This is a genomic window from Sphingomonas radicis, assembly GCF_051400635.1.
Lineage (GTDB): Bacteria > Pseudomonadota > Alphaproteobacteria > Sphingomonadales > Sphingomonadaceae > Sphingomonas.
In genome coordinates this window covers 139,371-151,748 of the sequence record NZ_JBLFFG010000003.1, presented here as the reverse complement: position 1 = coordinate 151,748, position 12,378 = coordinate 139,371, and the positions used below count along the sequence as shown (strand labels likewise).

Below are 12,378 nucleotides of genomic sequence, written 5' to 3'. Positions count from 1 at the left end.
GGCGCGCCATGCAATCTTGACCAGCCGCTGGGAGCCGCTACCCAAGGATTATGACCGGTACCGTGCCCGACAGCCTGATTCCCTATGACGAGATCGTGCAGGAAGCGCTGCGCGCCGTCGTCGGCCGCGTGCTGGGCACCGTGGCGCAGACGCAGGGGCTCCCCGGCGCGCACCATTTCTACATCACGTTCAAGACGCACGCGCCGGGCGTCGACATCCCGCAGCGGCTGATCGAGCGCTTTCCGGACGAGATGACGATCGTCCTCCAGCATCGATTCTGGGACCTGAAGGTGGACGAGGAGAAATTCTCGGTGGGCCTCAGCTTCAACCAGGTGCCCGCGATGCTGACGATCCCCTTTGCGGCGATCACCGGCTTCCATGATCCCGCGGTCAATTTCGAGCTGCGCTTCCAGGCGACCGAGACCGACGAAGAGGCCGAGCACGAGGAGGCGGAGAACGACGCCGCCTCCACAGTGGTCAAGCCGGCCGAGGACGGATCGAACGTCGTCTCGGTGGATTTCAAGCGGAAGAAGTAAGGGCCGGTTGCCGGCGGCGATTCAGCGATCGGGCCCGCCGAGAAGGCGCGCGCGCAGATCCTGCATCGCGATCGCCTGGGCAGCTGTGAGCCGGTCCTTGGCATTCAGCACGGTGCCGAGATGCCCGAGCACCTGGCTCGCGCGATCGAGGTTCTGCAGCGCTTCCATGTGCTGCGCGAGCACGACGGGATCCTCGACCAGCTCTTCGCCGAGACTGTCGAGCAGCCGGCGGACGTAGAGAAGCTCCTCGACGATCCGGGATTCGAGATCGGCCGGCGAGGGGACGGCGCTCGGCGCCTGGGGCTCAGCCGGCAGCGCCGCGCCGCTCCGCACTGCGCCCTGGATGGCATCGACGCGGGCCTGGCCCCGCTGCGTTTCGAAGGGCGAGGTCGCGACTCGCTTGCCGGATACCCATTCATCCACGGTCACGACGGATTGATCGAAAGCGATGCCGCATCGGCCATCGTTCTGCCAGACGACCTCGGCGGCGACTTCGATCTCGTTCCGGCGCAGCACCAGCCTGGTGCCGGGGCGCGGCAATGCGGCGCCGTCGAGCATCGCGCCGCTCTCGGAAAGGTTGCGGATGCGGACAGGGACCTTCAGCCCCTCGGCCTCGATCGTGCCGGAAAGCAGCAGGTTCTTGCGCGGCGGCCGGGAGTCGGCCGGAAACGCAGTGCCCGGGAACGCGCTCAGCTTCATCCTAGCATTGTATCGCGGTGTGGCCGCGATCGGCGTTCACGCGTGAAAAATATGATGCCTGTGGCGCCGCGACCACAGGCTCTCAGAAGGAAAAGCGCGCGCGGGCGATCACGCGGTCTCCGCTGTGGCCGATGTCCGCATAGGGCGAGGTGCTCGTCTGTTCGCCGATATCGGTGCCGACGTAATCGACTCCGAGGGTGAAGGGGAACCGGTTGAACTCCACGCCGAGCCGCCAGTCGGTATAGTCGCCCGCCGGGCGAAGCCGGGCCGCCCGGAGCGGATCGTCGGTGCTTCCCGTGGTGCGTCCGATCGAAGCGGATGCCGAGAGCGGAGTCATGGGAATGCCCGCGTCCGCGCCAGCATAGAGATAGAGATTGTCGCCGCCGATTGCGTCCTGCTCTGGCGCATAGACTGCGCCCGCGTTCAGCTGGAGCGGCCCCAGGCTGTAGCTGCCGTTTCCGCCGAACTCGACATAGTTCATGTTCTCGCGCGCGTCGGTGAACAAATGGCCGGTCACATGGCCACGCAGGTGGAAGGCGCCCACGTCCGATCCCACGCCCAGCTCCAGGTCGGCGACCGCCTCGGCGCCGGCATGCCGCTCCGATTCGCGCGTCGTCGCGATTCGGACCGATGCGTCCATTGCGCCGAACCCGACGAGCGCGTCGGCCGAAGCCGCCAGCCGGCCTTCGCTCCAGCTGAGGCCGCGGCGGCTTTCATCGGTCGCCGCCTCGACTCCTCCGGACAGGCGCTGCGCCTGCGCCGATCCCGCGACCAAAGTTCCGATCAAAGCTGTCGACACCAGAATTGCGCGCATCATCATCCTTCGCGGCCCGCGTCCATCCGCGCGAGCTCTGCCTTCAACACGGTTTCGTCCTCCTGCGCGACGGCAACGAGATGGGTCCGGATCTCGTCTGCGCGCCGGGCGACGTCCTGTGCGATAGCGTCGCGGTTCGTACCGCACCAGCCCGGTCGGCTGCCTTCCACCACGCCCTGTCGATCGATGCCGCGGGCGAGGCGCACGCCGGCGCCGTAGCGCGCCTGACGTTCGACGCTGATGTCAGCGCGCCAGACGCAACGCAGCGTCGAGGGCGTGCCGCCGTTGGTGACCGAGCCGATCTGCCGGCTGACCAGCGAGACGCGGGTGCGGTAATGCGCCTCGACGACGCCGCCGGCGTGCTCCAGCCGGGCGCGATGCTCGAACGGGGGAAGCGCGGGCTCCGATGCGGAGGCCATGAGGCCTAACGCCAGAACAAAGCTCATCAAAACAATCTCCTTGCGGTGCCCCGGCCCATGCTGGCCGGTGGCACCCCGTCGATTGGAGAAGCGCCCAGGGCCACGCAACCGCTGCGCGCGCGCAGAAACACTTCGTCACAGGGCTGCTGGAAACCTGCGGATGCAGCGGCTAGAGCGCCTGCAAAATCGTCGCCGCAGGGCGATTGGACGGAGGAAAGCTGAGCGTGACCACCCGCACCGAAACCGACTCGATCGGCGCCATCGAAGTTCCCGCCGATTGCTATTGGGGGGCGCAGACGCAGCGCTCGATCGAGAATTTCCCCTTCGGTGCCATGGAGCGGATGCCGCTGGGCATCGTCCACGCTCAGGCGATCGTGAAGCAGGCCGCGGCGCGGGTGAACCGCAAGCACGGGCTCGACTCGAAGATCGTCGATGCGATCGAGTCCGCAGCGCAGGAGATCGTCGCGGGCAAGCTCGACGACCAGTTCCCGCTGGTGATCTGGCAGACCGGCAGCGGCACCCAGACCAACATGAACGTCAACGAAGTGATCGCCGGCCGCGCCAACGAAGTGCTGACCGGCAGCAAGGGCGGCAAGAGCCCGGTCCACCCGAACGATCACGTCAATATGAGCCAGTCGTCGAACGACAGCTTCCCGACCGCGCTGCACGTCGCTACGGCGATCGCGACACGCGACGTGCTGCTTCCCGCGCTCGACCAGCTCACCGCGTCGCTGACCGCCAAGGCCGAGGCCTGGGACCATATCGTCAAGATCGGCCGCACCCACACCCAGGACGCCACGCCGCTGACGCTCGGCCAGGAATTCTCGGGCTATGCGGCGCAGCTGGTGAGCTGCAAGGCGCGGATCGAAGGCGCGCTGAACGGCAATATCCGCAAGCTCGCGATCGGCGGCACTGCGGTCGGCACCGGGCTCAACGCGCCCGAGGGCTGGGCAGAGGACATGAGCGCGGCGATCAGCGACATCGCCGGGACGCAGTTCGAGCCGGCGCCGAACAAGTTCGAGCAACTCGCCGCCAAGGATGGGCTCGTCTTCTTCTCGGGCGCGCTCAACACGCTGGCAGTGGCGCTCAACAAGATCGCCAACGACATCCGCTTCCTCGGCTCGGGCCCGCGCTCGGGCCTCGGCGAGCTGTCGCTGCCGGCCAACGAGCCCGGCAGCTCGATCATGCCGGGCAAGGTTAACCCAACCCAGTGCGAATCGCTGACGATGGTCGCCGCGCAGGTGATCGGCAACCACCAGGCAGTCACCGTCGGCGGCATGCAGGGGCATTTCGAGCTCAACGTGTTCATGCCGCTGATCGGCGCCAATGTGCTGCGCTCGATCCAGCTGCTCGCGGTGGGCATGACCAGCTTCGCCGAGCGCTGCGTCGACGGCACCGAGGCGAACGAGAAGCAGATCGCCGAGCTGGTCGGCCGCTCGCTGATGCTGGTGACCGCGCTGGCGCCGGTGATCGGCTATGACAATGCCGCCAAGATCGCGAAGAACGCGCACGAGAAGGGGCTGACGCTGAAGGAGAGCGGACTCCAGCTCGGGCTGGTCGACGAGGCAACCTTCGACAAGTACGTCCGCCCGGAGACGATGGTCGGGCGTTGACCGACGCTTCCCCTCCTCTGCGGGGGAGGGGAACAAGTCTCGGATTCAGCCGCTTATTCCTCGAAGCACAGGCAGCGAGGGATTTCACATGATCGGCGACGCAATCGCAGGGTGGATCGGCAACCGTATCGACCGGCGGGACGGCGAGGGCGGCACTTTGGGCGCAGTCGCGGGCGTGCTGGTGTGGAAGACCGCGAAGCGCGTCATCCCGGCCGCGATCGTGCTGGGCGCAGTCGCCTATGGCGTGCACAAACTCACCCAGAGCTCGAACCCGCCAGTGTGACTCGGGGGTGTGACTCGGCGGCGATGACTTGACGGGGGCGTTCCCGGCAAGCCAAAGGCGCCCATGCCCCACCGTCTCGAGAACGATCCCCATAGATTCCGCCGCCGTGGCGTCCTGTTCGTCCTGTCCTCGCCTTCGGGGGCCGGCAAATCGACCATCGCGCGCAGGCTGCTCGACGCCGATCCGTTTCTCGAGATGTCGGTTTCCTACACCACGCGCCCCATGCGGCCGGGAGAGCAGGACGGCGTCGACTATCATTTCGTCGACCTCGAGAAGTTCCGCGAGATGGTGTCGAACCACGAGTTCCTCGAATGGGCGCATGTGTTCGACCATCGCTACGGCACCCCCAAGACGGGGGTGGACAAGATTCTCGCCTCGGGCCGGGACGTGTTGTTCGACATCGACTGGCAGGGTGCGCAGCAGCTTTTCCAGCTCGCCGGCGGCGACGTGGTCCGCGTGTTCATCCTGCCGCCCTCGTTCGCCGAGCTGCACGAGCGGCTCAAGCGGCGGGCGACTGATTCGGAAGCGGTGATCGATGCCCGCATGGCCCGGGCCGCGAACGAAGTCAGCCACTGGGACGGCTATGACTATGTGCTGGTCAACGACGATGTCCAGCAGTGCTACGAGGCGGTGCACACGATCCTGGAAGCCGAGCGGCTCAAGCGCTCGCGGCAGACGGGGTTGATCGGATTCATCAGAGGGTTGATGAGATAGCCTCCTCAACAGGGGAGGCAACAATGACGAGACTGATTCTCGGGGGAGTATTGGGTGGGCTCGCCATGTGGCTGGTGGGCTTCCTGTTCTGGGGTACACCACTCAGCCTGATAGCGCTTTCGCAGACCGATCCGGCAACCACCGCAGGGGTGCAGACGGCGCTGGCCCAGTATCTCGGGCCGCTCGGCACTGGCGCCTACCCGATACCTTGGGCCGGTACGTCGGACGGCACGGTGCTCTATGGCCGCGGGCCGGTGGCGATGGTGTTCTTCAACACCAGCGGCTTCGCCAACCCGGACAGCAGCGCGCTGATCTTCGGGCTGGTGCTCGCGATCGTCTGCGCCCTGATCGCCGGGATCGCACTGAAGCGGGTGGCGTCAGGCTTCGACTTCGCCGGGCGGCTCAAGCTGGTGGCGATCACTGCGTTCGCAGTGACTGCCTATTCGAACCTGGGCCAGCCGATCTTCAACCATGCGCCCTGGGGCTATTTCATTTATCTCTGGATCAGCGACCTCGCCTCGTGGGTGGCGGCGGGCGCCGTGCTCGCCTGGGCGCTGCCCAAGCCGGTGACGACGGCGGTCTAGAGCAGCGAGAGGAACCGCACCGCCGCGTCGAATTCGGCGCGGCGTGTGGCACGGGCCTGGGTGCCGAGCTCGTCCTCGCCCCATTGCTCGATCTGCCAATCCTCGTCGACATGTGCGGCGCGCCACACGGTTTCGGCGTCCGCCGCACCTTCGAGCAAGGCCAGCGCGGCGACCAGCGACCCGCTGACGGTCACCACGGGCGAAAGCCCGGCGAGCCGGAACGGATCGAGTGCCGCGGCTGCGTCATGCAGCCGCTGCGTCGTCACGGGAGGCTGGGGGTGGTGCATCACGCCGACCGCAGGCTCGAAATGCACGTCATAGCGCTCGCGCGCCCAATCGAGCAGCGGGTCCCACGCCGCTTCCTGCCGCCGGACCAGCTCGTCGGGGGCTTCAGCACGGTAATAGAGCAGGTCGGTCTCACCGTAGGCGCCGAGTCCGCAGGCGAAGGCGCCCGGATCGGCGGCGACGCGGTCGATCGCGGCGTTAGCAAGGCCGGTGAGCGGCATCGACCGCGGATCGATCGTCTCGCCCGCCGCGCGCCATTCCCCGGCGATCGCTTCGGCAAGCGCGGGCGTCGGCACTTCGAGCGGCGCGCGGCCGGGCGTGCGCACCGGCTTGCCGTCGAGCGCGATCCCGTTGCCGGGAGTTACCGTCACTTCTTTCCAAAATCGCTTCACGGCTGCTTCGGGGTCCTCCAGCGGCGGGCGAGCGCGCGCGGCACCACGGCCATCGCATAGAGCGAAGCGAGGATCAGCGCGCCGCCCAATATAGTGTGCTCCGTTGCCTGTGCACGCCCCGCGATCAGCAGCCCCAGCACCGCGCCGGCGACCGTCAGCATGTTGACGCCCACGATCGTGAAGTAGCGCGTGCGCGCCAAACGTTCGGCATCGTTCATAACGCGGCCTCCAGATGCCCGGGAAGCGCGTGCGCATCATTGGCGACATGCACGGCCCCGCCCTGAACCAGTTCATGGCTGGTGTGGTAGCCCCATGCAACACCAATGGGACGCACTCCCGCCGCCACGGCCATCAGCATGTCGAAGCTGGTGTCGCCGATCATCGCCGTGGTCTCCGGCGCCGCGCCGGCCTCGGCGATCGCGGCCTCGATCATCGAGGGATGCGGTTTGGAAGGGTGGCGGTCGGCGGTCTGGAGCGTCACGAACCGGTGGCGCATGCCGTGATGATCGAGGATGAGCGCCAGCCCGCGATCGGACTTGCCTGTCGCGACGCCGAGCAGCCAGCCCGCTTCGTCAAGCGCCTCGACCGCTTCGGCGACGCCGTCGAACAGCGGCTCGGGATCGAGCGTGCCGCTGCCGCGCATCGCGTGGAAGGCGCGCTTATATTCCTCGGCCAGCGCCAGGTGCAGATCGGCTTCGGCCTCGGGCAGCAGCTCGGCGATCGCGGGGACGAGGCTGAGCCCGACGATGCGGCGGATCGCGTCGCGGCCGGGCGGATCGAGCCGGTGGGCGGTGAAGCACGCTTCCATCGCCCGGCAGATGTTCGCCTGCGAATCGACCAGCGTGCCGTCGCAATCGAAGATGGCGAGTCGGTTCATGGGCGCTTCAGCGGCTCCGTCCGCCGCCGCCCCGCGGCTTGTCGCCGGTCCGCGGGCCTGCCGCACCCGGGCGTCCGCCGCCGCTCGTGCCCGGCTTGCCGCCGCTGCGCGTGCTGGGCTTGCCGCCGCTGCGCGCAGGACTCTTGGAGCCGCCGGCGCCTGCGCTCTCCCCGCGACCGCGCCGTTCGCCGCGGCGCTCCTTGCGCACGGTCTTGGCATGGGCGCGGGCCTTGGCCTTCTGCTGCTCGCGGCTGGGGGGAGGGGGGCCGTCGTCGGCCGCCAGTGCATCGCCGAGCGCCAGATCGAAGCCCATGGTGTGCATCGATTCGGCGAAATGGCGTGGGAGCTCGGCCTGCACGTCGATCTTGCCGCCATCGGGATGATCGATGCGGATGCGCCGCGCGTGGAGGTGCATCTTGCGCGAGATCGATCCCGGGAGAAACGCTTCCGGCCCGCCATATTTGCCGTCGCCGACGATCGGATGGCCGATCGCCGCCATATGGACGCGCAGTTGATGGGTGCGGCCGGTGAAGGGCTGGAGCTCGACCCAGGCAGCGCGGTTGCCCGCGCGTTCGATCACGCGGTAGCGCGAGCGGCTCGGCTGGCCCTCCTCCTCGTCGACGTGCATCTTCTCGCCGCCGGTGCCCGGCTGCTTGCCGATCGGCAGATCGATCACGCCGTCCTCGATATCGGGCACGCCGACGACGAGCGCCCAATAGACTTTCCTGGCGGTGCGCCCCGAAAACGCCTTGGAGAAGAAGGCGGCGGCGCGCGCGGTGCGGGCGAGCAGCAGCGCGCCCGAGGTATCCTTGTCGAGTCGATGGACGAGCTTGGGGCGCCCCTCGGCTTCGAACTGGAGCGCATCGAGCAGCCCGTCGACATGCTCGGTGGTCTTGGTGCCGCCCTGCGTGGCGAGGCCCGGCGGCTTGTTGAGCACGATCGCCTGGGCGTCCTTGTGGATCACCATTCCCTGCGCGAGCGCAGTCTGCTCGTCGCTGAGCGGTGGACGATCGCGCTTGGGGCGCGGCGCCTTGGGCGGCTCGGGGGGAGGCACGCGCAGCACCTGGCCCGCGGAGAGCCGGTCGCCTGGAGTCGCCCGTGCACCGTCGACGCGGAGCTGACCGGTGCGTGCCCAGCGCGAGACGATGTTGAAGCTGGTGTCGGGCAGATGGCGCTTGAACCAGCGATCGAGCCGGATGCCGTCATCGTCGGCACCGACCGTGAACTGGCGGACGTCGGTTTCCTTGCTGCTCATGCGACAGCCCTCGCGATTCCGAGCCCCAGCGCGAGCGCCACGATCGATCCGATCACCGACGCCAGCACATAGACGAGTGCTCCCGACCATTCGCCGCGCTGAAGCATCAGCATCGCATCGAGCGAGAAGGCCGAGAAGGTGGTGAAGCCGCCGAGCACGCCGACGCCGAGAAGCAGGCGCATCTGCTCGTCGCTCTGCCCCCAGCGGATCAGGCCACCGGCCAGGAGGCCCATGGCGAATCCGCCGATGAGGTTCACTGTGAGCGTGCCCCAGGGATAGCCGGGGCCGAAGAGGGCGAGCGTAAAGCGCCCGACGAGGTGTCGTGCCCCGGCGCCGAAGGCACCGCCGAGCATGACGAGAAGCAAAGAAGGCATGGAAGTGCCGGTAGCGCGTTATGGCGGCAAGGGGAACCGAATCGATCCGTGCGGCGCAAAGGCGCGGGCTTGTTTGGAAATGCGCGGAAGAGCGCATTCCTAGGCGGCACCGGCCCGCTCCCCCACCCGGCCACCCAACGGCAGTATCATAGGGGTGGCCGGGTGGGGGAGCGGGCTGGCGCCGCAACGCGCCGAAAGGCGCGTCCCAAACGGCTCTCAGGCGAACGCGAGCGGCGCGAATACCAGAAGGAGGAAGCCGATGCTGCGGATCATGGCTCCGGGTATCGGCAGCAAAGGTTAAGAAAGGGTTGCCGCCGGCCGGAACCGCACGGCGCCCTTGCTGTTTTATGTTGCCAATACACGTACATGGAGCCAAGCTCGGCAGATGCTCAATCTCGTCTCGATCCTGATCGGCCTTGTCGCGCTGCTGGTGGCGCTGGTGGGGATCATCCCGTTTCCATTGGTGCCGATGCTCAACTGGATCGCCTTTCCGATCGCGCTGGTCGGCGCGGCGGTGGGCATGTTCTCTCGGAGCACATCGGGGCGCAATCTCAACCTGCTGGTGCTGCTGATCAGCGGGCTGCGGCTGTTCCTGACCGGCGGGCTGATCTGAGCCACGCACGCCGCCGATTGCCGAGGCAACCGGATGGTTGGTCAAGCGGGCGGCCGGGGCGATATCCAACCTCTTGGTTGAACAGGGAAAGCGCGGATTTCTGCGGGTTCGGGGCAGTTCGGGCGATGCGGCGGTTGACTCGTGCTTGACTCGATTCGCGTATTTGCGGGGCAATTGACTCGCGCGGGGCTGGTGCGGGGAGTCCGGTTCGCTCATTTTCGAACGAAAGCAGAACAAATCCTATTTTGCTAGAGGATTCCACTCCCTCTCCCTTTGAAGAGGGCGGAGTGGAGTGCGCAGTGGAGCGCTAAATCCTCCCCGCCAGGGGGAGGTGGCATGCGAAGCATGACGGAGGGGGAGGTAAGCGACCAATCAACGGCGTGCTTCCGCCCCCTCCGACGCCTTCGGCGCCACCTCCCCCTGGCGGGGGAGGATTGGATTGCTGCCGTTCGCCCGCAGCAAAAGGGCCCGGCGATTGCCCGCCGGGCCCTCCTCGCCTGCGCGACGAGTGCGTCAGCGGCAGCGGATCTCGCCGCGGTCGATCGAGGCGCCCAGGGCCGCGCCGGCGGCGGCGCCGAGCAGCGTGCCGAGCGTTGCCGAGCGGCCGTTGGCCAGCGTATTGCCGAGCAGCCCGCCCACCGCGCCGCCGATCAGCAGGCCGGTCGTGCCGTCCGACCGGCGGCAATAATAGCGGCCGTTGCTTCCGCGATAGATGCGGTCGTTCCGGCTCAGCCGGCGCTCGCGATAATAGCGGCCGTCGCGATAATATTCGTCGGCGTAATAATAGCGGTGACCGGGCGGCACGCGGTTCCAGTCATAGTCGCGGCCCTTCTTCCAACCATTCTTATTGCCCTTGCCGCGGCCGTTCTGCGGCGCATCCACCGCATGAGTCGCAGCCGAAGCGAACGGCGCGGCGGCGGGCATGGCGGCAGGGAATGCAGGCGCCGCCATCATCGCGGCGGCGGCGGCCAACAACATAGACATCGACCTAACTCCTGTTGTTTCGGTTGCGATACCAACGTGCCGCCCGGCCGGCGGTTGCATGAACTGCAAACTACCTCGCGTTCATTCGGCGGCCATATCCTCCCCCTGGCGGGGGAGGATTGGATTGCGGGGAAACGCCCGGTCAGATCCGCTGCGCCCCGGGATAGGCGAAGAGCAGGTCGCTGCCCGCCTCGGCGTGAAGCTCGGCTTCGCCGGAAAGTGTTAGGCAGTCGCCCGCGCGGAATGCGACGCCGTCCACCACGCCTTCGCCCGCGACCGGGACCAGCCAGCCGGTCACGCCCTCGGGAAGCGAGAGCTTGCGGTGGCCGCCCTCCCAGCGCTCGAGCACGAACTTGGGGCCCTCGACCAGGATCGTGCGGTCCTCCGCGACCTTGCCCGGCATCGGATGGGGGACGAAGGGGACGGGGTCCGAAACTGCGATGCCGTCGTCGAGGTGCAGCTCGCGCGGGCGGCCGTAATCGTAGAGGCGGTAGGTGGTCTCGCTGTTCTGCTGGACTTCGATCAGCGTGATGCCGGCGCCGATCGCATGGATCACGCCGGAAGCCGAATAGAAAAAGTCGCCGGCCTTGGCCGGCTTCCAGTCGAGCAGCTGCTCGATAGAGCCGTCGAGCGCGGCGGCGCGCAGCGTCTCGCGATCGACCGGCGCCTTGGTGCCCAGCGCGATCGTCGAATCAGGCTCGGCGTCGAGAATCACCCAGCATTCGTCCTTGCCGCGCGGCAGCCCGCGGGCGTGCGCCTGCTCGTCGTCCGGGTGGACCTGGACCGAGAGCTTCTCGGAAGTGAACAGATATTTGATCAGCAGATCGGGCTCGGCGTTGCCGGGAGTCTGGAACCAGATCTCGCCCACCGGTTCGCCATCGGCTGCCGGATCGGCGAAGCCGGGCCACAGCTTGTGGCGGCCCCAGGGCTTTTCGACACGATGGGTGGCAAGCAGGGTCGCGGTCACTCGTTCCTCCGGGGGATTTGGATTATCGAAACGCCAACGAGCTAGGCGCCGGGATGCTCCGCCGCAATGGTGCCGCGAAAAGGATTGTTTGCCGCCACCGGGCTCGGCTAAGACCTAAGCCCATGCGTATCCCCACCACTCGCGCGCTCGCCTTTGCGCTGCTCCCCGTGCTCGCCCTGTCCATCGCCGGTTGTGCCGGCCGCGGCGGAAGCAACGACCTGCCCTATGTCGCGCGCGACGTGGGCACGCTCTATTCGGCGGCGAAGGACCGGCTCGACCGGCACCAGTACAAGCTGGCGGCTGCGCTGTTCGACGAAGTCGAGCGCCAGCACCCCTATTCGGTGTGGGCGCGCCGGGCGCAGCTGATGAGCGCATTCAGCTATTATCTGAACCAGGATTATTCGCAGGCGATCGCCTCGGCCCAGCGCTTCCTGGCCGTCCACCCTGGCAACCGCGACGCGCCCTATGCCTATTATCTGATCGGCCTGAGCTATTACGAGCAGATCGCCGACGTGACGCGCGACCAGAAGATCACTCAGCAGGCGCTCGATTCGCTGGGCGAGCTGACGCGGCGCTATCCGAACACCAAATATGCCGCCGATGCGCGGCTGAAGATGGACCTGGTCCGCGATCACCTGGCGGGCAAGGAAATGGAGATCGGCCGTTTCTATCAGACGCGCGGGCAGTGGCTGGCGGCGTCGGGCCGGTTCCGCTCGGTGGTGGAGCAATATCAGACGACCACCCATACGCCCGAGGCGCTGATGCGGCTGACCGAGACCTATCTCGCGCTCGGCCTGCCGGGCGAGGCGAACAAGTCCGCGGCGGTGCTGGGGGCGAACTACCCGCATACCGACTGGTACAAGCGCGCCTACGAACTGATGCAGGACAACCGCGACAAGCTCGCCAAGGCGCAGGTCCCGGCGAGCTGACGGGGAGCCGATGCGCACGGCTTCCGTTCTTCCTTCGTTC

17 protein-coding genes are annotated in these 12,378 nt (G+C 67.4%); 7 read left to right on the top strand and 10 right to left on the bottom strand.

Features of this window, described 5'->3' with window-relative positions; genetic code table 11:
• Nucleotides 1-50 precede the first annotated feature (50 nt).
• Nucleotides 51-536 (top strand): SspB family protein, encoded by a 486-nt coding sequence (locus ACMGDH_RS13155; RefSeq protein ID WP_436828414.1) that lies wholly within the window; start codon nt 51-53, stop codon nt 534-536.
• A 21-nt stretch (nt 537-557) separates the two neighbouring features.
• On the opposite strand, the gene ACMGDH_RS13150 is transcribed toward ACMGDH_RS13155, so the two are convergent.
• The 3 genes from ACMGDH_RS13150 to ACMGDH_RS13140 all read right to left on the bottom strand — a co-directional run bounded on the left by ACMGDH_RS13150 (nt 558) and on the right by ACMGDH_RS13140 (nt 2,495).
• A complete protein-coding gene (locus ACMGDH_RS13150; protein ID WP_436828413.1) occupies nt 558-1,235 on the bottom strand; it encodes a PilZ domain-containing protein in 678 nt (225 codons plus the stop codon).
• 82 nt (nt 1,236-1,317) lie between these two features.
• Complete coding sequence (locus tag ACMGDH_RS13145) at nt 1,318-2,049, bottom strand: TorF family putative porin (protein ID WP_436828412.1); 732 nt, start codon at nt 2,047-2,049, stop codon at nt 1,318-1,320.
• A gap of 2 nt (nt 2,050-2,051) precedes the next feature.
• A complete protein-coding gene (locus ACMGDH_RS13140) occupies nt 2,052-2,495 on the bottom strand; it encodes a hypothetical protein (RefSeq protein WP_436828411.1) in 444 nt (147 codons plus the stop codon).
• 191 nt (nt 2,496-2,686) lie between these two features.
• Here ACMGDH_RS13140 and fumC point away from each other — a divergent pair, with 191 nt between their 5' ends.
• From fumC to ACMGDH_RS13120, 4 genes are all read left to right on the top strand, one after another.
• Complete coding sequence (gene fumC / locus ACMGDH_RS13135; protein WP_436828633.1) at nt 2,687-4,081, top strand: class II fumarate hydratase; 1,395 nt, start codon at nt 2,687-2,689, stop codon at nt 4,079-4,081.
• Nucleotides 4,082-4,169: 88 nt separating this feature from the next.
• The gene (locus ACMGDH_RS13130; protein WP_436828410.1) at nt 4,170-4,364 is read left to right on the top strand and encodes a hypothetical protein; all 195 of its coding nucleotides are present in this window, start codon (nt 4,170-4,172) and stop codon (nt 4,362-4,364) included.
• A 63-nt stretch (nt 4,365-4,427) separates the two neighbouring features.
• The gene (gmk, locus tag ACMGDH_RS13125) at nt 4,428-5,078 is read left to right on the top strand and encodes a guanylate kinase (protein ID WP_436828409.1); all 651 of its coding nucleotides are present in this window, start codon (nt 4,428-4,430) and stop codon (nt 5,076-5,078) included.
• A 23-nt stretch (nt 5,079-5,101) separates the two neighbouring features.
• A complete protein-coding gene (locus tag ACMGDH_RS13120) occupies nt 5,102-5,662 on the top strand; it encodes a hypothetical protein (RefSeq protein ID WP_436828408.1) in 561 nt (186 codons plus the stop codon).
• Here ACMGDH_RS13120 and ACMGDH_RS13115 read toward each other — a convergent pair.
• The 5 genes from ACMGDH_RS13115 to crcB are packed head-to-tail and all read right to left on the bottom strand — an operon-like array spanning nt 5,659 to nt 8,845.
• Nucleotides 5,659-6,339: an ATP12 family chaperone protein gene (locus ACMGDH_RS13115; protein WP_436828407.1), complete on the bottom strand. Its 681-nt coding sequence runs from the start codon at nt 6,337-6,339 to the stop codon at nt 5,659-5,661. The two genes, ACMGDH_RS13120 and ACMGDH_RS13115, sit on opposite strands and share 4 nt — an antisense overlap.
• The gene (locus tag ACMGDH_RS13110) at nt 6,336-6,557 is read right to left on the bottom strand and encodes a hypothetical protein (RefSeq protein WP_436828406.1); all 222 of its coding nucleotides are present in this window, start codon (nt 6,555-6,557) and stop codon (nt 6,336-6,338) included. Before ACMGDH_RS13110 ends, ACMGDH_RS13115 begins: the two co-directional genes overlap by 4 nt.
• Nucleotides 6,554-7,216: an HAD-IA family hydrolase gene (locus ACMGDH_RS13105; RefSeq protein ID WP_436828405.1), complete on the bottom strand. Its 663-nt coding sequence runs from the start codon at nt 7,214-7,216 to the stop codon at nt 6,554-6,556. Before ACMGDH_RS13105 ends, ACMGDH_RS13110 begins: the two co-directional genes overlap by 4 nt.
• A 7-nt stretch (nt 7,217-7,223) precedes the next feature.
• The gene (locus ACMGDH_RS13100; RefSeq protein WP_436828404.1) at nt 7,224-8,471 is read right to left on the bottom strand and encodes an RluA family pseudouridine synthase; all 1,248 of its coding nucleotides are present in this window, start codon (nt 8,469-8,471) and stop codon (nt 7,224-7,226) included.
• Complete coding sequence (gene crcB, locus ACMGDH_RS13095) at nt 8,468-8,845, bottom strand: fluoride efflux transporter CrcB (protein WP_436828403.1); 378 nt, start codon at nt 8,843-8,845, stop codon at nt 8,468-8,470. Before crcB ends, ACMGDH_RS13100 begins: the two co-directional genes overlap by 4 nt.
• A gap of 385 nt (nt 8,846-9,230) precedes the next feature.
• Here crcB and ACMGDH_RS13090 point away from each other — a divergent pair, with 385 nt between their 5' ends.
• Nucleotides 9,231-9,458, top strand: a complete 228-nt coding sequence (locus ACMGDH_RS13090) for a hypothetical protein (protein ID WP_436828402.1) — start codon at nt 9,231-9,233, stop codon at nt 9,456-9,458.
• Nucleotides 9,459-9,971: 513 nt separating this feature from the next.
• On the opposite strand, the gene ACMGDH_RS13085 is transcribed toward ACMGDH_RS13090, so the two are convergent.
• Nucleotides 9,972-10,442, bottom strand: a complete 471-nt coding sequence (locus ACMGDH_RS13085; RefSeq protein ID WP_436828401.1) for a glycine zipper 2TM domain-containing protein — start codon at nt 10,440-10,442, stop codon at nt 9,972-9,974.
• A 142-nt stretch (nt 10,443-10,584) separates the two neighbouring features.
• A complete protein-coding gene (locus ACMGDH_RS13080; RefSeq protein WP_436828400.1) occupies nt 10,585-11,409 on the bottom strand; it encodes a pirin family protein in 825 nt (274 codons plus the stop codon).
• Nucleotides 11,410-11,531: 122 nt separating this feature from the next.
• Between ACMGDH_RS13080 and ACMGDH_RS13075 the strand changes: the two genes are divergently transcribed.
• Nucleotides 11,532-12,338 carry an outer membrane protein assembly factor BamD gene (locus ACMGDH_RS13075; RefSeq protein WP_436828399.1) on the top strand — a complete coding sequence of 269 codons (807 nt, stop codon included), beginning with the start codon at nt 11,532-11,534 and terminating at the stop codon, nt 12,336-12,338.
• Nucleotides 12,339-12,378 lie beyond the last annotated feature (40 nt).